Source organism: Phyllobacterium sp. RCAM01083 (assembly GCF_055685835.1).
This window is the reverse complement of the sequence record NZ_JBVFZN010000005.1, coordinates 1,583,027-1,602,312: the sequence shown is the minus strand read 5'-3', so window position 1 is coordinate 1,602,312 and position 19,286 is coordinate 1,583,027. Positions and strand designations below refer to the sequence as shown.

Sequence of the window (19,286 nt, the reverse complement as noted above, 5' to 3'; positions counted from 1 at the left end):
TATGGTTGATAGGCCGACAAAACGGGCTTCCAGTCATTCGCAATCTTGACAAATCGCCGTCAAAATGCGCTTGTCCGCGCAAATTCCAAGATCATGGCCGGGGCTTTCTTCACACCTCCCGGCAGCAAGCATCAAGCATCTCAGAGGCACATATCATGCATCGTTACCGCAGCCATACCTGCGCCGCCCTGCGGAAATCCGACGTTGGTTCGACAGTTCGTCTTTCCGGCTGGGTTCATCGCGTCCGCGATCATGGCGGCATTCTCTTCATCGATATCCGCGATCACTACGGTCTGACCCAGATCGTCGCCAGCCCCGACTCGCCCGCCTTCAAGCTGGCCGAGACCGTGCGCGGCGAATGGGTGATCCGCGTGGATGGTGAAGTGAAGGCCCGCACGGACGATACGGTCAATGCCAACATGCCGACCGGCGAGATCGAGGTGTTCGCCCGCGAGATCGAAATCCTGTCCGCCGCCAAGGAACTGCCGCTGCCGGTGTTCGGCGAGCTGGACTATCCGGAAGACATCCGCCTGAAGTACCGCTTCCTCGATCTGCGCCGCGACACGCTGCACAAGAACATCATGTCGCGCACCAAGATCATCGCCACCATGCGCCGCCGCATGACCGAGATCGGCTTCACCGAATTCTCGACGCCGATCCTGACGGCATCGTCGCCGGAAGGCGCGCGCGACTTCCTCGTGCCCAGCCGCATTCATCCCGGCAAGTTCTATGCGCTGCCGCAGGCGCCGCAGCAGTACAAGCAGCTGATCATGATGTCCGGTTTCGACCGCTACTTCCAGATCGCACCCTGCTTCCGCGACGAAGATCCGCGTGCCGACCGCCTGCCGGGCGAGTTCTACCAGCTCGACATCGAAATGAGCTTTGTCGAACAGGAAGACGTGCTGTCGACGATGGAGCCGGTCCTGCGCGGTGTGTTCGAGGAATTTGCCGAGGGCAAGCCGGTCACGCAGCAGTTCCCGCGCATCGCCTATGACGATGCCATGCGCAAATACGGTTCGGACAAGCCAGACCTGCGCAACCCGATCGAGATGCAGGCCGTGACCGAGCATTTCGCCGGTTCCGGCTTCAAGGTTTTCGCCAACATGATCGCCAACGATCCGAAGGTGGAAATCTGGGCGATCCCGGCCAAGACAGGCGGCTCGCGCGCCTTCTGCGACCGCATGAACTCCTGGGCGCAGGGCGAGGGCCAGCCGGGCCTCGGCTATATCTTCTGGCGCAAGGAAGGCGAGGCGCTTGAGGGCGCCGGTCCGCTGGCCAAGAATATCGGACCGGAACGCACCGAAGCCTTGCGCGTGCAGCTGGGGCTGGACGATGGCGATGCGGCGTTCTTCGTTGCGGGCGATCCCAAGAAGTTCGTCTCCTTTGCCGGTGCCGCACGCACCCGTGCGGGCGAAGAACTCAACCTCGTCGACCGCGACCAGTTCAAGCTTGCCTGGATTGTCGACTTCCCGTTCTTCGAATGGCTGGAAGACGAGAAGAAGATCGATTTCGCCCACAACCCGTTCTCCATGCCGCAGGGCGGCATGGACGCGCTGGAGCACCAGGACCCGCTGACGATCAAGGCGTTCCAGTACGATCTCGTCTGCAACGGCTTCGAGATCTCCTCGGGCGGCATCCGCAACCACCTGCCGGAAACCATGGTCAAGGCGTTCGAGGCGGTCGGCCATTCGCGGGAAACCGTGGAAGAACGCTTTGGCGGCCTCTACCGCGCGTTCCAGTATGGCGCACCGCCGCATGGCGGCATGGCGGCCGGTATCGACCGCATCGTGATGCTGCTCGTGGGTGCCAAGAACCTGCGCGAGATCACCATGTTCCCGATGAACCAGCAGGCCTACGATCTCCTGATGAATGCGCCGTCGGATGTGTCGCCAGCGCAGCTGCGCGACCTCAACATCCGCCTCGCGCCGATGAAGAAAGAGGATTAAAAACCCTTTCCAACCGACTCTGGACAAACAAAAAAGCCCGGCATCTCGCCGGGCTTTTTCTTTGCCGTCTCTATCGATTACTGGTTGGCGTTGACCGTGACGCCAAGCGTCTTGATCAGCGACTTCGGATCGGCCATGCCGCCGGCTGCAATGATGGCAAACGGCACGGGCTTGGCCGGGGCGGCCTTGATCTCGATGTTCTTTGGGCTGTCGAGATAGGCGCTGACCGCTGTTCCCAGGGCCTGGGCAAATTCGGCATTGCCGAGCTGCGCTGCCATCATCGGCAGGATGGCCTTGCCCTGGTTGACCAGGTCGGTGCGCTTGGCACCCTGCTGCTTGGCAGCGTAGTCGAGAGCCTTGTTGGTGAGCGAAGCATCGTCGAAGCGGATCGATGCGCCGGTGAAGCTCAGCTGCTGCATCAGGCCGAGCATGGCCATGCCCTTGGCATCGTCAGGCTTGCCGTCGCCGCTCTTTACAGCGTCCTGAATGCCTTTGATGAAGTCGAGCGTGTAACCGGAAATGTCGAACTTCATGCCCAGCGTGCCGGCATTGTCGGCGGCAAAGGCGAACTTGTCGACGTTGAGACGGCCATCGGGGATGTTCCACGAGCCGTTCATGTCGATCTTGCCCGAAAGCGTTTCATAACCAAGCGCCTTGATCGTGTCCTTTGTCTTTGGGTCTTCCACGCCCGACAGGTCCGCCTTGAAGCTGGCGACATTGGATGTGAAGACAACCGGCGCCGACGCGGTGAACGGCGAAACGGAAACGGTCAGGTTGTCAGCCGAAAAGACATCCTTGCCCTTGCTGTTGACGTTGAAGTGCTTCAGCCCGCCCTTCTGGTACTGGAGCATTTTCGCCAGCGGCTCGGTTGCGCCTTCGGCCGGCAACGTGATGCCTTCAAGCTTGATGCCTTCGACACTGATCTTGCTGTCCGGTTCATCGGCGGGGCTGAACTTGATATCCGGTACGGTCGCCGATCCGATCTTGAAGCCGCCGCCAGAAACGTCGCTGACATCGCTCAATGTCACGTCGCCGGCATTGAAGCTTTCCTTGGCGCCCGCTGCGGACAGCTTGGTGTCCTTGAGGATGACGGTCGAGCCGTTGGTTTCGACATTGGCGTATTCAAGGGTGCCGCCCTGTTCGCCGTAAACGGCCTTCAAACGGGCAGCCACCGCATTGCCGTCCACCGCATAGGCTGAACCGGCAAAGACAACGACAAGTGCAGTGGTCGCAGCCATAAGGTGCAAGCCGGATTTCAGAGAGTAGGTTGGACGCATAGTGTGTTCCTTGTTTTGCTCAATAAACAAATCTATCCCATGCCGCGCGGCAAAACTATGACAGTCTTTCCCCGCGAAATCGGGCCAATTGGGCGGTAGAAAGTCAGATTTGACGGATGGACGCAAGCCCTGCCCATTTTTTGCCCATCACGATAGGCAACAGGCTGTGATCTGAGCGAATCATTGCTTGCCCGTGAATCGGTGAGTTGATAACCCATTGACATGGGAAAAAGCCTGATTCCGCCAGACAATGGCGACGATAATATTGAACCGGTTGATCTGAAAGCCGCGCTGGAAGAACGCTATCTGGCCTACGCGCTTTCGACAATCATGAACCGTGCCCTGCCGGATGTGCGCGACGGGCTCAAACCCGTCCACCGCAGAATCATGCATGCGATGCGGCTGTTGCGGCTTTCGCCCGACCAGTCCTATGCCAAATGCGCCCGCATCGTCGGCGAGGTCATGGGCAAGTTCCACCCGCATGGCGACCAGTCGATCTATGATGCGCTGGTGCGCCTGTCGCAGGATTTCGCCGTGCGTTATCCGGTTGTCGACGGGCAGGGCAATTTCGGCAATATCGACGGCGATAACCCGGCGGCCATGCGCTATACCGAAGCGCGGATGACCGACGTCGCCATGCTGCTTCTCGAAGGCATCACCGAGGATGCCGTCGACTTCCGCCCGACCTATAACGAGGAAGACGAAGAACCGATCGTTCTTCCCGGCGCCTTCCCGAACCTGCTCGCCAACGGCTCGTCCGGCATTGCGGTGGGCATGGCCACATCGATCCCGCCGCACAATGTATCGGAACTCTGCGCCGCCGCCCTGCACCTGATCAAGCATCCCGAGGCGACGGTCGAAGAGCTGATGTCGCTGGAGGATGATCCCGAGGATCACACCAGAACCAAGGTGCGCGGGCCGGATTTCCCGACCGGTGGCGTGCTTGTGGAAAGCGCCGATGCCATTCTCGATGCCTACAAGACCGGGCGCGGCGGTTTCCGCCTGCGCGCCCGCTGGCATGTGGAGGATCAGGGACGCGGCACCTGGATCGTCGTCATCACCGAAATTCCCTATCAGGTGCAGAAATCCCGGCTGATCGAAAAGATCGCCGAGCTCCTGATCGCCAAGAAAATTCCCTTGCTGGATGATGTGCGCGACGAATCCACCGAGGATGTGCGCATCGTGCTCGAACCGAAGAGCCGCAGCGTCAATCCCGATATTCTGATGGAATCCCTGTTCAAGCTGTCCGAGCTGGAAACACGCTTTCCCCTGAATATGAATGTTCTCTCGAACGGCAAGGTGCCCAACGTCCTGTCGCTGCGCGACGTGCTCAAGCAATGGCTCGAACACCGCAAGGACGTCCTCATCCGCCGTTCGCGCCACCGGCTGGCCGAGATCGAGCGCCGCCTGGAAATTCTCGGCGGTTTCCTGATTGCCTATCTCAACCTGGACGAGGTGATCCGCATCATCCGCGAGGAGGATGAGCCCAAGCAGGAAATGATGACCCGTTTCGGGCTGAGCGATGTTCAGGCGGAAGCGGTCCTGAACATGCGCCTGCGGTCGTTGCGCAAGCTCGAGGAATTCGAGATCCGCAAGGAATTCGACGGGCTGACCGCCGAAAAGGGCGAAATCGAGCAGTTGCTGGGTTCCGATGCCAAGCAGTGGCAGACCATTTCCTGGCAGATCGCCGAAATGCAGAAGAAATATGCGGCCGACACACCGCTCGGCAAGCGACGCACCACCTTTGCCGATGCGCCGCAGCACGACCAGGCCGATATTCACCATGCCATGATCGAGAAGGAGCCGGTGACGGTCGTCGTTTCGGAAAAGGGCTGGCTGCGCGCCATGAAGGGGCACTTGCCCGATTTCTCGTCGCTGACCTTCAAGGAGGGCGACAAGCTTAAGCTGGCATTCCACGCGGAAACCACGGACCGCATTCTGATCCTGACCACCGGCGGCAAGTTCTACACCATCGGCGCCAACAGCCTGCCCGGCGGGCGCGGCCATGGCGAGCCGATCCGCATCATCGTGGATATGGAAAACGATCAGGACATCGTCACGGCCTTCGTGCACAACCCCGGGCGCCAGCTGCTGCTGTCATCCCATGACGGCAACGGCTTCCTCGTGCCGGAGGCGGATGTCATGGCCAATACCCGCAAGGGCAGACAGGTGATGAACGTCAAGGCGCCGGATGAGGCGCGCCATTGCATTCCCGTCACCGGCGACAGCGTGGCGATCGTCGGCGAGAACCGCAAGATGCTGGTGTTCCCGCTGGCGGAAATCCCCGAACTCGGGCGCGGCAAGGGCGTACGCCTGCAGCGCTACAAGGATGGCGGCGTCTCCGACATCCGCGTCTTTGCCATGGAGCGGGGCCTCACATGGCAGGATGCGGCGGACCGGACGTTCACGCGCAGCCGGGAAGAACTGGCCGAATGGATCGGGCCGCGTGCTTCCGCCGGCCGCATGGTGCCGAAGGGTTTCCCGCGCTCGGGCAAGTTTTCCTGACATCGATGTGACGGCCGATTGAAAAATTAAACGAGAGCGTTCATTCTCGTATTGACCGGTTTTGCGTTTCGCTGTAAATGAGAGTGAACATTCGCTCTTTTTTGTGGTGCCTTGTGACCGACAGTATTCTGCCAAAGCAATCGAAGCTCCTGACCGATGACGGATCGGACATGGAATCCGGCTGTTTTGTCGCCAAGCTGTTCGGCAAACGGGCGCAGAACCGCGAAGTGCAGGAAGCGCGCATCCTTGAAGCCGCCACCAACTGTTTTGTCCGTGCGGGCTTTCGTGGCGCATCGATGAATGACATCTGCTCCGAGGCCGGTATGAGCCCCGGTGCGCTTTACCGTTACTTCCCCTCGAAAGAATCCCTGATCGAAGCCATCGTCGCCGGCCATCGCAAGGCAAGCGCCGAAATTCTCGACCGCATGAGCGGGTACGGCAACATCATCGATGCGCTTGTGATGGTGGGTCTCGATCACGTTCGCCAGAAGTCGGCGAACGGCGTTGACGACGCCAGCGCGCGGCTTTTTGCCGAGGTGCGGGCGGAAGCCATCCGCAACGAGGCCGTTGCCGCCCAGTGCGAGCTTTATGAAGGGCAGATGCGCGAAAAGCTTCTGTCGGCCGTCGGCGCCGCCAAGGCCCGGGGCGAGATTGATCCCGTCGGTGACCTTGAACTTGTCGTGGCGAGCCTTGCCGCCATGGGCGAGGGGATCATCATGCGGAATTTTCCGGCACAGGGTGTGCCTGTCGAGGCGCTGGAGCCGATGTTCCGCGCTCTTGCAGTCGGCATCCTGCGCCCCGTGCAAGCATAAATACTGACATACCGATCCAGCAAATACCTCTTTTGATCAGGTAATCCGATGCGCAACCGTCGCACTAAACTTCTGGCATCCGTCGTTCTGGCCCTCGGCCTCACCGCCGCGCTCGTCCCGGCCGCCATGGCCGAAGACAAAACGGCCGTACAGGCGGTCAAGCCGCCCGTCATCAATGTCATTCCGGCCGCCGAAGCCGAAATGGTCGCGTCCATCACCGTCACCGGCACCATCGTTCCGCGTCAGGAAGTTGCCGTGGGAACCGATGTGGCGGGGCTGATCGTGCTCGAACTCAGCGCCGATCAGGGTGACCGGGTGAAGGAGGGCGAGATCATCGCCCGCCTCGACAAATCGTCCCTGGAAATCCAGCTGGCGCAGATCGAGGCGCAGCGCGCCCAGGCCGAAGCATCCATCGCCCAGTCGGAGGCGCAGATCGTCGATGCGCAGATCGCCGTCCGGCAGGCCCAGGAAGCGCTCGACCGCGCCCGCGCCCTGTCGGCCAAGGGCATCACCTCCAAAGCCGATTTCGACAATGCCACCAATGCCTATGACAGCGCCAATGCCCGGCTCAACACATCCCGGCAGGCGCTGGTTGCCAGCCAGTCACAGCTGCAATTGGTGGCCGCGCAGAAGCGCGATGTCCTGCTGCGCATCGAAAAGGCCGACGTCAAGGCACCGACGACCGGCGTCGTCCTCAGCCGAAATGCGCTGCTCGGCGGCATTGTGTCGATGAATGCCGGTCCGCTGTTCCGCATCGCCCGCGACGGCGAGTTCGAACTTTCGGCCAATATACCGGAAGTGGATTTGCCGCGCCTCAAGCCCGACATGCCGGTGGCCGTGCGCGTGTCCGGCATGGAACAGCCGGTTTCCGGCCGGGTGCGCCTCATCTCCCCGGAAATCACCGCAAGCTCGCGCCTCGGTGCGGTGAAGATTTCACTGGAGCACAATGACGCGATCCGGCCCGGCAACTTTGCCCGTGCGGTCATCGAATTGACCCGGCGCAATGGCGTCAGCGTCCCGCTTTCGGCCGTTGTCTATCGCGGCCCGACGGCCCTTGTGCAGGTGGTCAAGGACGGCGTGGTCGACACGCGCAAGGTCACCCTCGGCATCCGCAATGACCGCGCTGTGGAAGTGCTCGACGGCCTTGCCGACGGCGAAGACGTTGTCGCGCGGGCCGGTACGTTCGTTGCCAATGGCGACCGGGTGACGCCCATGCGCATTGCCGCGGAAACGACGGGGGCAGTCAAATGAACTGGAACATTTCCGCCTGGTCGATCCGCAATCCGGTTCCGTCGATCCTGCTGTTTGTCGTGCTCGTCGTTCTCGGCCTGATGAGCTTTTCCAAGCTGCCGATCACCCGCTTTCCTAATATCGATGTTCCCCTGATTTCCGTGGCGATCACCGATCCCGGCGTTGCGCCGAGCGAGCTGGAAACCCAGATCGCCAAGCGAGTGGAGGATTCGGTTGCCAACATCACCGGCGTGAAGAACGTCACCACCACGCTGACCGAAGGCATTTCGACGACGCTCGTCGAGTTCCGCCTCGAAGTGGATACGCAAAAGGCGCTCAACGATGTCAAGGATGCGGTCACCCGTATCCGCAGCGATCTGCCTGCCACGATCAAGGAACCCATTGTCAGCTCCGTCGATGTCGAGGGCTCGTCGATCCTGACCTATGCGATTTCCGCGCCGGCGATGACATCCGAGGAACTGTCCTGGTTCGTCGACGACAAGATTCTGCGCGATATCCAGGGCGTCAAGGGTGTCGGCCGTGTCGAACGCTATGGCGGCGTGACGCGGGAAATCCGCGTCTCGCTCGACCCGGACCGTCTGACGGCATTGGGCGTGACCGCATTTGACGTCAACCGCGCGCTGAAATCGATGAATGCCGATCTGACCGGCGGGCGCGGCGATCTGGGTTCAACCCAGCAGACCATCCGCACCCTTGGCGCATCCCGCACGCTGGACGACCTGCGCAGCGTCGAAATTCCGCTGGCCGGCGGGCGCTCTGTCCGGCTGGATGCCATCGGCACCGTGTCGGATTCGTTCCAGGAACCCAAATCCTTTGCCCGCGTCAACAACCAGACCGTGGTGTCCCTCGGCGTGTTCCGCGCCAAGGGTGCCAGCGATGCGGATGTGTTCAAGCGGGTTCAGGACCGCATGGACCTGCTGACGCAGAAATACCCCGATGTGCGGTTCAGCATCATCGACAATGCGGTGAACTACACCTACGGCAATTATGAAGCCGCCATGAGCTCGCTGGTCGAAGGCGCGCTGCTGTCGATCGTCGTGGTCTTCCTGTTCCTGCGCAATATCCGCGCGACGCTGATCGCGGCGATTGCCCTGCCTCTGTCCGCCATCCCGACATTCTGGGCCATCGATATGCTCGGCTTCTCGCTGAACCTGATCAGCCTGCTCGGCATCACGCTGGTGACGGGTATTCTCGTCGACGACGCCATCGTGGAGATCGAGAACATCGTCCGGCACATGCGGTCGGGCAAATCGCCCTATCGCGCGTCGCTGGAGGCGGCCGACGAGATCGGGCTTGCGGTTATCGCCATTTCCGTGACGATCATTGCGGTGTTTGCGCCGGTCAGTTTCATGAGCGGCATTGCCGGACAATATTTCAAGCAGTTTGGCCTGACGGTCGCCGTGGCGGTGTTCTTCTCGCTGCTGGTTGCACGCCTGATCACGCCGATGATGACCGCCTATCTCCTGCGCGATGGCAAGAACCTGCACCACGAGGACAATGACACCGGCTGGGTTGGCGCCTATACACGCTTCCTTGGCGTGACGCTGCGCTATCGCTGGCTCACGCTGATCAGCGGCGTCCTGCTGTTCGCAACGGCCATCTGGGCCATGGGGTTCCTGCCGTCCGGGTTTGTCCCGGCACAGGACGAGGCGCGGGTGGCGGTCAATCTTGAGCTGACGCCGGGTTCGCGCATCGATGAAACCCGCCGCGTCACCGATGAAGCGGCGCTGCGGGTCCGGGAAATCCCGGAAGTGCAGCAGACCTATGTCGTCGGCGGGTCGTCGCCCAAGGGCGAGACGGACACGCGCCGCGCGACCATGATCGTCAAGCTCAGCCACAAGAGCGAGCGCAACCGGAGCCAGAAGCAGATCGAAGCCGAGATTTTCGCCAAGCTTTCCGAAGTGCCGGATCTGCGCGCCAACTTTGTCAATGATCGCGGCGAGCGCGAATTTGCCGTCGGCGTCATCGGCACGGACGGCCAGAAGGTGAGCGAGCAGGCCCGGTCCATGCAGAGCGGCATGACGGCAACGGGCAGCTTCCAGGCGGTGTCCTCCAGCGCCGCGCTGGACCGTCCGGAAATCATCGTGACACCGCGCATGGACAAGCTGGCCGAGCTTGGCCTGTCCACGGCTGCCGTTTCCGATGCGCTGCGCGTGGCGACGCTTGGCGACCTCGATGCCAATCTGGCGAAATACACCGTGGGTGACCGGCAGATTCCGATCCGGGTTCAGCTGACCGAGGACGCCCGCCGCGACCTGACCGTCTTGAACACGCTGACCGTGACCGCCCCATCCGGCGTCGTGGTGCCGCTGGCATCCATCGCGCAGGTCAGTTTCGGCCAGGGACCGTCGTCCATCGAACGCTTCAACCGCGAACGCCGCGTCGTCGTCGGCGCCAACATGGCCGGCGGCAAGGAGATCGGCGAGGGGCTTTCCATCGTCAAGGGTTTGCCGCAGGTCAAATCCATGCCGGATGGCGTGCGCATTCAGGAAACCGGCGACGCCGAAGTCATGGGCGAAGTTTTTGCCGGCTTCCGCAATGCGATGATCATGGGCCTGATGCTGGTGTTCGTGGTGCTGATCCTGCTCTTCGGCAGTATCTTCCATGCCTTCACCATCCTGATGTCATTGCCGTTGTCGATTGCCGGTGTGGCCGCCGCCCTGCTGCTCACCAACAATTCCGTATCCATGGCCGTCGTCATCGGTATTCTCATGCTGATGGGCATCGTCACCAAGAACGCCATCATGCTGGTCGATTTTGCCATTGAAGAGGTCAAGCACGGCATTCCGCGCAATGAGGCCATCATCGATGCGGGCCGCAAGCGCATCCGTCCCATTGTCATGACGACGATTGCCATGTCCGCGGGCATGGTGCCGGCGGCGCTGGCCTTCGGCGATGGCGGCGAGTTCCGGGCACCCATGGCCATCGCGGTGATCGGCGGGCTGCTGATCTCGACTGTCCTGTCGCTGGTGTTCGTGCCGTCCTTCTACACGATCATGGACGATCTCAGCCGCTGGATGGCGCGTGCGTTCCATTGGGGCTTCCGTCCGAACAAGCCGGACGAAGCCGAAGCGGCCGCACGCCCTGGCGTGCGCACCGTGCCCGCCTATCCGGCACCGGGCTATGCCAGCGAGGCAGCCGAATAGGGGTTCTCAGATCGGGTGGCGGAACGCCGCCATCCGCGAGCGCTTGCGGGCGCTGTGCATCTGCCAGATCGAATGGCTGACCAGCGTGGTGATGATGATGATACCGCCGAGCAGGGTGGGGTCGCTCGGACGTTCGGCAAAGACCAGCCAGACCCAGATCGGCGCCAGAACCGTCTCCAGGAGATAAAACATCGCCACTTCGGGCCCGGACAGGAAGCGCGGGCCGGTCGCCAGGCAGGCAAAGGCGATTGTCGTCACCACGGCGCCGTTGAAGATGATCCAGCCGGGCGCCGCGACGGAAAAGCCGTGCTGTGAAACCATGAAAATCGCCACGGTCATCGGCAGGACGGTGCCGATAATGGCGGCAAAGCTCATATCCTTCTTCGAGGCGCGGGTCACCGTGATGGCGGAGGCGAGGAAGAATGTCGACATCAGGGCGATGATATTGCCGAACAGGTGCCCCGATGACAGGCCCTCGCGCACGATAATCCCCACGCCGATCAGCATGAAGAACATGGCGACGAAGGTTGCGGTTTTCGGGCGCTCCTTCAGGAAAATCCAGGAAAGCAGCGCGGCAAACACCGTGTTGAACGCCAGGATGAAGACAAGGTTGGCCGTCGAGGTGTTGTAGACGGCGATCATGAAGAAGATCGAGCCCAGGCCGTAAAGCCCGGCCACGGCAAAGCCGATCCGTCCCGGCAGGATGGTTTTGACCCGGCCGGTCACCATGCTCCACACCGCCCAGATGATCAGGGCGCAGACGAAGGTCGTGCCGCTGCGCAGCAGCAGCGTCGACCAGGTTTCCCCCTGGCCGAGGCGCAGCAGCGGGATATCGACGGAGAGTATCAGTCCGCCTATGCCCGTGATGAGCAGGCCCTTGCGGTGATCGAGATGCGGTTGGGACATTTCCTCTGACTTTCCAAGTCTTTTTCTTGTTTTGAGGCCCGAGCATTAGCCGCAAGCGCTGGCTTATTCTAGGTCGCCTGCACATAAATCTGTTTCAAATGGCAGAAGGCAGTTTCGTGGTGCGTGGTTCGACAAGCTCACCATGAGGGATGTGGTTTGGTGCAAGGTTGGTCACAAACGTTGCAGAACAGTGCTCCCCTGCAATCCTCACCCCCCCTCATGGTGAGCTTGTCGAACCACGCACCACCAAAGTGCACATGAATTAATCGCGGCGTTCCCAGCCCTTCGGGCCCAGATGTTCCTGGGGCTTGTAGCGGATTTTGTACTGCATCTTGCGCGAGCCCTCGACCCAGTAGCCGAGATAGACATGCGGAAGGCCGGCGGCAGCGGCGCGCTGGATATGATCGAGGATCATGAAGGTGCCGAGCGAACGGTCGGCGTAATCCGGATTGAAGAAGGAATAGACCATCGACAATCCGTCGCCCATGACATCGGTCAGCGCCACGGCGATCAGTTCGCCTTCGCCCTTCTTGGTGATGAAGGAATCCGGCCCGCGGCGGCGGTATTCGATGATCTGGGTGGGGACATGGGTGTCTTCGACCATCATCGCATAGTCGAGCACCGTCATTTCCGACATGCCGCCCTTGTTGTGCCGCGCATCGAGATAGCGCCGGAAGAGGGCGTATTGTTCGGTCGAAGGTTCCGCCTGGTGGATATTGCCGATCAGGTCCCGGTTGTGGTTCCAGACCCGGCGCATGGACTTGTCCTGCTTGAACTCCCCGGCCAGAATCCGCACGGAAACGCAGGCCCGGCAATTCTCGCAGGCCGGACGGTAGGCAATGTTCTGGGAGCGGCGGAAACCGCCCTGGGTCAGCAGATCATTCAGCTCGGCGGCGCGCCCGCCGACGAGGTGTGTAAAAACCTTGCGCTCCAATTGCCCTTCCAGATAAGGACAGGGCGAGGGTGCTGTCAGGAAGAACTGCGGTGATTGCTGCGGTTGATGCGTCATTCGTTATCCTGGAACAGTCTGCAACCCCTATAGAATCGTAAGACCCCCGAAAACGTCAATTCAATTATATTGCATTCAGATGTGAATGTCGCGGGTCGTCGTTGCAAACGTTACGGCCAGGACCGAGGTGCCAAGCAAAATGTCAGCCGTGCTCGTCATTGAGATTGTAGCAGGGCTGGCCGTTCCATGAATGGCTCGGCGCGTCCGCCTTGCCGTCGACCGTACGGCCCCAGCGGCCGGCGAAGGAACGGTAATCGTTGGAAAAGCGAATGGTCAGCAGACCCGAGCCGTATTTGTCGACCCAGACCATCGTGCGCTCGATACCCTTGGCTGGATCTTTTTCCGCGAGGGTTCCCATGACGAGGCCATCGCGCGCTTCGATCTGGTATGTGCCCGATATGCGGCCATCACGATCCACATTGAGCGCCGTGACGACATCCCGGTAGTCACCGCTTGAAATCACCTCGCCGCAAAACCGTCCGGCCGGCGAAGCAGCGATGCTGACGCCAAGTCCGGAACCATAGAATGCAAATGCCATTGCGGCGAGAGCAGCAAGCCTGAGATGTGTCATGGATGTGGCCGGTAAAGGAAGAAGGCTCCCGACGGGAGCCCTCTGGATTAATGATATGCGCGTACGACGACCGTACCAAGAAGAAGATCGTGGACCGTGCGTTTGCGGTCGACAACGAAAGTTGCGAGCAGGATAAGCGGTGTCAGCACCACATTCAATCCCCAGAACAGGACCGTATGGACGATGGCAAGCAGGCCATCAACCTTCTGGCCGTCAAGACGTTCGAGCCTGAGGCCCATCATCTGCATGCCCTTGGTTGCCTGGCGCGGTCCGCCGAGTGTTGTCGCCACATAGGCGAGCGCCACGGCCGGGAACATGATGCCGTACAGCATCCATCCAAGGCCAAGCGTTGCAACACCCAGAATGGCGATGATGATCGCGACCGGGATGCACAGGAAAAACACGATGACATAATCCATCAGGAACGCGAAAATGCGGCTGGACCGCACGCCCTGATACATCCGCCAGTCATCCAGGCGGTTGGTGATTATTTCGCCGTCAAGCGCGCTCGTATTCATTTCGTTTCCCGTTTCAAACACACGGACACAGTGCCGTGCTGCAGAACGTGGGAACTCCAGAATGGAAATTCAAGGAGATTTTGCGCAATAGGGCTGCATATGGCCATTGTGCGTGGTTCGACAAGCTCACCATGAGGGAGAGTGAGGATTGCAGGGAACTGTATTCTTCAATGTTCCCAATCGACTGTGCAGCCCATCCATTTCCCTCATGGTGAGCTTGTCGAACCACGCACGGAGCTGATGCAGTCTAAAGCCCGGCTTTCAGGCGCTCGGCGACAAGCGGGGCGAAATAGGTCAGGATGCCGTCGCAACCGGCACGCTTGAACGCCAGCAGCGTTTCCATCATTACCCGTTCCTCGTCGATCCAGCCATTGGCGCCAGCGGCCTTGATCATCGTGTATTCGCCGGACACCTGATAGGCGAATGTCGGGACGCAGAATGTCTGCTTGAGCCGGTGGATGATGTCGAGATAGGGCAGGCCGGGCTTGACCATCAGTGAATCCGCGCCTTCCGCCAGATCCTGCTCCGCTTCGCGGACCGCCTCGTCCGTGTTGGCCGGATCGATGTAATAGGTCTTCTTGTCGCCCTTAAGGCGTCCCGACGTGCCGATGGCTTCGCGGTAGGGGCCATAGAAGGCCGATGCGAACTTGGTGGCATAGGCCATGATCGCCACATCCTGGAAACCATTCTGGTCCAGCGCTTCGCGGATGGCACCGATACGGCCATCCATCATGTCGGACGGCGCAATGATATCGGCACCGGCCGCTGCCTGCAGCACGGCGCCACGGGTGATCTGCGCCACCGTCTCGTCATTGACGATGATGCCGTCGCGCAGAATGCCATCATGGCCATGACTGGTGAACGGGTCGAGCGCCACGTCGGTGATCATGCCGATTTCCGGCACCGCGTCCTTGATGGCGCGGGTGGCGCGGTTGATCAGGTTGTCGGCATCGAGAATGCCAGATCCCGTCTCATCGCGCAGGGCCGGGTCGATATTGGCGAAGGTGGCGATGGCCGGAATGCCGAGCTTTGCGGCGCGTTCCGCCTCGCGCGCGGCCATATCCACAGAAAAGCGCTGCACGCCGGGCATGGCGGCAATGTCTTCACGGCGATTCGTCCCCTCGCACAGAAAGATCGGCCAGATCAGGTCATTCACCGTCAGCTGGTTCTCCTGAACCAGGCGGCGCGACCAGTCGGCCTTGCGCATGCGGCGCAGGCGGCGGCTCTGCGTGATTTCATCGACGGTCCTGCCGGTGCTGGCATGAAAAGGGGAAACTTTGTTCATGATGGCTGCCTTATCCGCGTGCAGCGGACTTTCTGCTGTTGTTTAGAAGTGTTTTAACAGGCTTCCCCCCTCGGACCAAGATGCTTGGCAACAGATGTGATCCATTGACGCGGTGCGCCGGAGTTTCCTAACCTCATAATAATCAATGAGGAGGGGTGCATGGAAATCGATTTCGGCGGCGAAGGCGAAGTAGTATTCGAAACCAGGGGCAAGGCCGGACTGGTTCGTTTGACACGCCCGAAAGCCCTCAATGCCCTGACCCCGATCATGGTCCGGGCGATGCATCGCGCCCTGCAGGCCTGGGCCGCCGATCCCGATATCGCCTGTGTCATCGTGGAAGGCGAAGGCCGCGCCTTTTGTGCGGGCGGCGATATTCTTGCCGTCTACCATGCGGGGCAGGCGGGCAAGCCGCTCTATGACTTCTTTTACGACGAGTACCGGCTCAACGCCTTCATCCGCCATTTTCCAAAACCTTATGTTTCCCTGATCGACGGCATCGTCATGGGCGGCGGCGTCGGCATTTCCGTGCATGGCTCGCACCGGATCGTCACGGAAAATGTCATGTTCGCCATGCCTGAAGTCGGTATCGGCTTCTTTCCCGATGTGGGCGGCAGCGCCTTCCTGCCGCATTTGCCCGAACATTTCGGCACCTATCTTGCCCTGACCGGCAACCGTATCCGCCAGGGCGACTGCCTGCAGAGCGGCATTGCCACCCATGCCATCCGGGTGCAGGACAAGGAGGCGATCCGCCATAGCCTGATCAAAACAGGCGACCCGGCGGAAGCCTTGCACGGCAAAACGATCAATCCGGACTATGAAACCAGTGAAAAAATACGCGATATGATCGGCGTGCTCTTCGATTCGCAAACGCTTGGCGGTTGTCTCATCCGCCTGGCCGCCGCGGGCGTGAACGGAAACGAGGATGCGCAGCGCGTTCTGGATATCGTCAGGACACGTTCTCCCACCAGCCTGCACGTGACGTTCAGGCAGATCGAAGAAGGACGCGATCTCGACATGGATCAATGCATGCAGATGGAATACCGGATCCTGTCCCGAATGCTGGAAAACCACGATTTCTATGAAGGTGTCCGGGCGCTGCTGGTCGATAAGGACAATGCGCCGGTCTGGCAGCCCGCAACGGTCGAAGACGTGACGCCGGAGATGGTGGACGCTTATTTCGCGCCGCTGGGCGAGCGGGAACTGCAGCTTACATGATCGAGAAGCCCACCCATCTGCCCTTCGATTCGACGCTGGCCCAGACTGGATTTATCTGGCTGCTGCGTTTGGTGTCGCTGTATTGCCTCGCGGCCGGTGTCGGTTACTGGGTGCAGATCATGGGCTATTACGACGGGCTGCTCTGGCGCTTCGACCTGATGCCCTGGCAATGGAAGGTGGCGTCGGTGTCGCTGGCCATGCTGTTTCCCGTGGCGGCGACCGGGCTCTGGATGATGGTTTCGTGGGGTCCCGTCATCTGGTTCGTGGCTGCCGCGGGTGAGACGCTGATGTTCACGGTGTTCTGGGAGTACTTCTATTACCGGCCGGCAATCGCCGTTATCCATGGCTGCGTCGCCTTGCTCTATATCGCCTTCCGTATCGTGCTTTTGCTGCAGAAGCGCCAGCAGGCCATGCCGCAGCGGTAAGTCTTCATTAAGCCTGAAATTGCATGCCTCGTGGTAAGGTACTGTTAAGTCTGAGTTTTAATTCGAATTTTATGCGTATTCGATAGTGTTGCCTCAACGGTGAGAAAAATACACCGAAACAACAGTGAGGCAGGTATTATGAACAACATACAGAGAAAGTCTGGCACGAGCCCGCATGCGACCGTCAATGATACAGCATTGCGGACTCTTTATCTTGAAGCACTTCAGTTGGTCGAACGTCTGCATCGTCGTTTACTTGACGTTGTCAAAGATGAATTCGACCGCAACGGCCGCAGCGACATCAATGCCATCCAGGCATTGCTGCTTTTCAACATCGGCAATGCTGAACTGACCGCCGGTGAACTGCGCAGCCGCGGTTACTATCTCGGCTCAAACGTGTCCTACAATCTGAAGAAACTGGTCGAACTCGGCTTCATCTCCCACGAGCGTTCCCGCACCGACCGCCGTTCGGTTCGCGTCAGCCTGACGGAGAAGGGCAATGAAGTGGCCGAACTGGTTGCAGGCCTTTACGAGCGTCACGTGGCGTCGATCGAGCATGTCGGCGGCATCAAGGCGGAAGAATTCCAGTCGATGAACAAGGCGTTGCAGCGTCTCGACCGCTTCTGGAACGATACCATCGCCTACCGCATGTAATCCTCGAGACCACTGTCAAACAAAAGCCCGGCTTCGCGTGACAGCGAAGGCGGGCTTTGCTGTGCAGGACTGTGCCTGCGGGGCAAAAGTCATCAATCCGCCATAATGGCGTGGAAAGGCGATTTGAGTTATTCCATAATTCAGTGAAGCTTAAATAGCGGCCTCCGCACGGGCTGATCGGCGCTCGAACCATCACGATAACGCGATCAGTGCAAAAGTTGCTGTTTATTAAGGGTGTTCCTGATAATTTTGGAAACCATAATCCGTGTTCTGCGTTATGAGGCGACGGGTTGGTTACAGAACTTCCAATTGGGTTGGGCAATACTATGAAGAAACTAGGATCATCAGCGCTTGATCGCCGCACATTCCTCACGGGCGTGGCAACAGCTGGTTTGGCTGCCATTGCATCGTCCGCCTGGGCGGAAGATGCCGCAATCAACGACATCCTTGCTTCTCCGCGCCGCGGCAACTGGGATGACCAGTTCGACGCACGCTCCAGCGCCCACGCCAAGGTGGCCAGCTTCCAGCCGATTGCCAGCCCCGAGACGGTGTCCTTCATTCAGGCGGCCATCAACAGCTACAACCAGATCGTTGCCGGTGGCGGCTGGCCGAACGTACCGGTTACCACCAAACTGCAACTCGGCGTTGTCGATCCTTCCGTTTCCATCCTGCGCAAGCGCCTGATGGTATCGGGCGATCTGTCCGCGAGCGCCGGCATTTCCAATTCGTTCGACACCTATGTCGATGCGGCGGTGAAGCGTTTCCAGACCCGCCACGGCCTTCCCGCCGATGGCGTCATGGGCCAGTTCACCATTGCCGCCATGAACATTCCGGCCAATATCCGGCTTGGCCAGCTGCAGACCAATCTGGAGCGCGTGCGCACGCTCGCCGCTGCCAACCAGGGCGCCCGCTATGTCATGGTCAATATTCCGGCCGCGCAGATCGAGGCCGTCGAGGGCGGCCGCGTCGTGCAGCGCCATACGGCCATTGTCGGCAAGATCGACCGCCAGACGCCGATTCTCGACTCCAAGATCTCCGAAGTCATTCTCAACCCTTACTGGACGGCACCGAAGTCGATCATCCAGAAGGATATTATCCCGCTGATGCGCAAGGACCCGACATACCTCACGCGCAACAAGATTCGCCTGTTCAACGAACAGCGCCAGGAAGTGCCGCCGGAAAGCGTCGACTGGAACACCGATGATGCGGTCAAGCTGATGTTCCGTCAGGACCCGGGCAAGATCAACGCCATGTCCTCGACCAAGATCAACTTCCCCAATCCCTATGCGGTTTACATGCATGACACGCCGCAGCAGGGCAATTTCAACAAGCTGATGCGCTTCGATTCCTCCGGCTGCGTGCGCGTGCAGAACGTGCGCGACCTGAATGTCTGGCTGCTGCGCAACACGCCGGGCTGGGACCGCCAGACCATGGATGCGACGATCAAATCCGGCGTCAACACGCCGATTGCCGTTGCCGACCCGGTTCCCCTGCATTTCGTCTATGTCAGCGCCTGGTCGACCGGCGACGGCGTTGTCCAGCTGCGCGACGATATTTACGAGCGCGATGGCCAGCAGGCCCTGTCGATCGGCACCAACACCTGATCGCCGCATCTGCTTGAATTTGCTGATATTGCAAAGACCGCCTCCGGGCGGTCTTTTTTGCATTTGAATGGTGGATGGCGGTTTCGGGCTAGTGCTTTTCGCCCACCGGCCATTGGCCTTGATCGTTTAAGTATGATAATGCGCCGGAAATACCTACTCACT

15 protein-coding genes are annotated in these 19,286 nt (G+C 60.2%); 9 read left to right on the top strand and 6 right to left on the bottom strand.

The window, feature by feature from the left end; all coding sequences use genetic code 11:
* Positions 1 to 155 precede the first annotated feature (155 nt).
* Complete coding sequence (gene aspS, locus ACZ25R_RS14565; protein ID WP_472461355.1) at positions 156 to 1,946, top strand: aspartate--tRNA ligase; 1,791 nt, start codon at positions 156 to 158, stop codon at positions 1,944 to 1,946.
* Between the two features lie 77 nt (positions 1,947 to 2,023).
* Here aspS and ACZ25R_RS14560 read toward each other — a convergent pair whose 3' ends face one another.
* A complete protein-coding gene (locus tag ACZ25R_RS14560; protein WP_472461354.1) occupies positions 2,024 to 3,184 on the bottom strand; it encodes a hypothetical protein in 1,161 nt (386 codons plus the stop codon).
* Between the two features lie 261 nt (positions 3,185 to 3,445).
* On the opposite strand from ACZ25R_RS14560, the gene parC reads away from it, so the two are divergent.
* The 4 genes from parC (at position 3,446) to ACZ25R_RS14540 (ending at position 10,937) form a co-directional block, all read left to right on the top strand.
* On the top strand, positions 3,446 to 5,728 hold the full coding sequence (parC, locus tag ACZ25R_RS14555) for a DNA topoisomerase IV subunit A (RefSeq protein WP_472461353.1): 2,283 nt from the start codon (positions 3,446 to 3,448) through the stop codon (positions 5,726 to 5,728).
* A 113-nt stretch (positions 5,729 to 5,841) separates the two neighbouring features.
* The gene (locus tag ACZ25R_RS14550; RefSeq protein ID WP_472461352.1) at positions 5,842 to 6,540 is read left to right on the top strand and encodes a TetR/AcrR family transcriptional regulator; all 699 of its coding nucleotides are present in this window, start codon (positions 5,842 to 5,844) and stop codon (positions 6,538 to 6,540) included.
* A gap of 48 nt (positions 6,541 to 6,588) precedes the next feature.
* The gene (locus ACZ25R_RS14545; RefSeq protein ID WP_464659926.1) at positions 6,589 to 7,791 is read left to right on the top strand and encodes an efflux RND transporter periplasmic adaptor subunit; all 1,203 of its coding nucleotides are present in this window, start codon (positions 6,589 to 6,591) and stop codon (positions 7,789 to 7,791) included.
* Positions 7,788 to 10,937 (top strand): efflux RND transporter permease subunit, encoded by a 3,150-nt coding sequence (locus tag ACZ25R_RS14540; RefSeq protein ID WP_472461351.1) that lies wholly within the window; start codon positions 7,788 to 7,790, stop codon positions 10,935 to 10,937. The genes ACZ25R_RS14545 and ACZ25R_RS14540 overlap by 4 nt, the downstream gene beginning before the upstream one ends.
* A 6-nt stretch (positions 10,938 to 10,943) precedes the next feature.
* Here ACZ25R_RS14540 and ACZ25R_RS14535 read toward each other — a convergent pair whose 3' ends face one another.
* The 5 genes from ACZ25R_RS14535 to hemB all read right to left on the bottom strand — a co-directional run bounded on the left by ACZ25R_RS14535 (position 10,944) and on the right by hemB (position 15,226).
* On the bottom strand, positions 10,944 to 11,843 hold the full coding sequence (locus ACZ25R_RS14535) for a DMT family transporter (RefSeq protein ID WP_472461350.1): 900 nt from the start codon (positions 11,841 to 11,843) through the stop codon (positions 10,944 to 10,946).
* Between the two features lie 262 nt (positions 11,844 to 12,105).
* On the bottom strand, positions 12,106 to 12,852 hold the full coding sequence (locus ACZ25R_RS14530) for an arginyltransferase (protein WP_223615712.1): 747 nt from the start codon (positions 12,850 to 12,852) through the stop codon (positions 12,106 to 12,108).
* Between the two features lie 142 nt (positions 12,853 to 12,994).
* A complete protein-coding gene (locus tag ACZ25R_RS14525; protein ID WP_472461349.1) occupies positions 12,995 to 13,423 on the bottom strand; it encodes a hypothetical protein in 429 nt (142 codons plus the stop codon).
* A gap of 47 nt (positions 13,424 to 13,470) precedes the next feature.
* Positions 13,471 to 13,884 (bottom strand): RDD family protein, encoded by a 414-nt coding sequence (locus ACZ25R_RS14520; protein ID WP_472462494.1) that lies wholly within the window; start codon positions 13,882 to 13,884, stop codon positions 13,471 to 13,473.
* Between the two features lie 304 nt (positions 13,885 to 14,188).
* A complete protein-coding gene (gene hemB / locus ACZ25R_RS14515) occupies positions 14,189 to 15,226 on the bottom strand; it encodes a porphobilinogen synthase (protein ID WP_464659933.1) in 1,038 nt (345 codons plus the stop codon).
* 159 nt (positions 15,227 to 15,385) lie between these two features.
* On the opposite strand from hemB, the gene ACZ25R_RS14510 reads away from it, so the two are divergent.
* The 4 genes from ACZ25R_RS14510 to ACZ25R_RS14495 all read left to right on the top strand — a co-directional run bounded on the left by ACZ25R_RS14510 (position 15,386) and on the right by ACZ25R_RS14495 (position 19,124).
* On the top strand, positions 15,386 to 16,441 hold the full coding sequence (locus tag ACZ25R_RS14510) for an enoyl-CoA hydratase/isomerase family protein (protein WP_472461348.1): 1,056 nt from the start codon (positions 15,386 to 15,388) through the stop codon (positions 16,439 to 16,441).
* On the top strand, positions 16,438 to 16,866 hold the full coding sequence (locus ACZ25R_RS14505) for a DUF6163 family protein (RefSeq protein ID WP_223615716.1): 429 nt from the start codon (positions 16,438 to 16,440) through the stop codon (positions 16,864 to 16,866). Before ACZ25R_RS14510 ends, ACZ25R_RS14505 begins: the two co-directional genes overlap by 4 nt.
* Before the next feature lie 138 nt (positions 16,867 to 17,004).
* Positions 17,005 to 17,520: a transcriptional regulator LdtR gene (ldtR, locus tag ACZ25R_RS14500; protein ID WP_105735615.1), complete on the top strand. Its 516-nt coding sequence runs from the start codon at positions 17,005 to 17,007 to the stop codon at positions 17,518 to 17,520.
* A 314-nt stretch (positions 17,521 to 17,834) separates the two neighbouring features.
* Entirely contained in the window at positions 17,835 to 19,124 is a 1,290-nt protein-coding gene (locus ACZ25R_RS14495; RefSeq protein WP_374042779.1) for a L,D-transpeptidase family protein, read from the top strand.
* The last annotated feature ends 162 nt before the right edge of the window (positions 19,125 to 19,286 follow it).

Excerpts from the sequence above, each read along its gene's own strand:
- aspS (WP_472461355.1), top strand. The coding sequence starts at position 156 with ATGCATCGTTACCGCAGCCATACCTGCGCCGCCCTGCGGAAATCCGAC.
- ACZ25R_RS14560 (WP_472461354.1), bottom strand. The coding sequence starts at position 3,184 with ATGGCTGCGACCACTGCACTTGTCGTTGTCTTTGCCGGTTCAGCCTAT.
- parC (WP_472461353.1), top strand. The coding sequence starts at position 3,446 with ATGGGAAAAAGCCTGATTCCGCCAGACAATGGCGACGATAATATTGAA.
- ACZ25R_RS14545 (WP_464659926.1), top strand. The coding sequence starts at position 6,589 with ATGCGCAACCGTCGCACTAAACTTCTGGCATCCGTCGTTCTGGCCCTC.
- ACZ25R_RS14540 (WP_472461351.1), top strand. The coding sequence starts at position 7,788 with ATGAACTGGAACATTTCCGCCTGGTCGATCCGCAATCCGGTTCCGTCG.
- ACZ25R_RS14535 (WP_472461350.1), bottom strand. The coding sequence starts at position 11,843 with ATGTCCCAACCGCATCTCGATCACCGCAAGGGCCTGCTCATCACGGGC.
- ACZ25R_RS14530 (WP_223615712.1), bottom strand. The coding sequence starts at position 12,852 with ATGACGCATCAACCGCAGCAATCACCGCAGTTCTTCCTGACAGCACCC.
- ACZ25R_RS14525 (WP_472461349.1), bottom strand. The coding sequence starts at position 13,423 with ATGACACATCTCAGGCTTGCTGCTCTCGCCGCAATGGCATTTGCATTC.
- ACZ25R_RS14520 (WP_472462494.1), bottom strand. The coding sequence starts at position 13,884 with ATGTATCAGGGCGTGCGGTCCAGCCGCATTTTCGCGTTCCTGATGGAT.
- hemB (WP_464659933.1), bottom strand. The coding sequence starts at position 15,226 with ATGAACAAAGTTTCCCCTTTTCATGCCAGCACCGGCAGGACCGTCGAT.
- ACZ25R_RS14510 (WP_472461348.1), top strand. The coding sequence starts at position 15,386 with ATGGAAATCGATTTCGGCGGCGAAGGCGAAGTAGTATTCGAAACCAGG.
- ACZ25R_RS14505 (WP_223615716.1), top strand. The coding sequence starts at position 16,438 with ATGATCGAGAAGCCCACCCATCTGCCCTTCGATTCGACGCTGGCCCAG.
- ldtR (WP_105735615.1), top strand. The coding sequence starts at position 17,005 with ATGAACAACATACAGAGAAAGTCTGGCACGAGCCCGCATGCGACCGTC.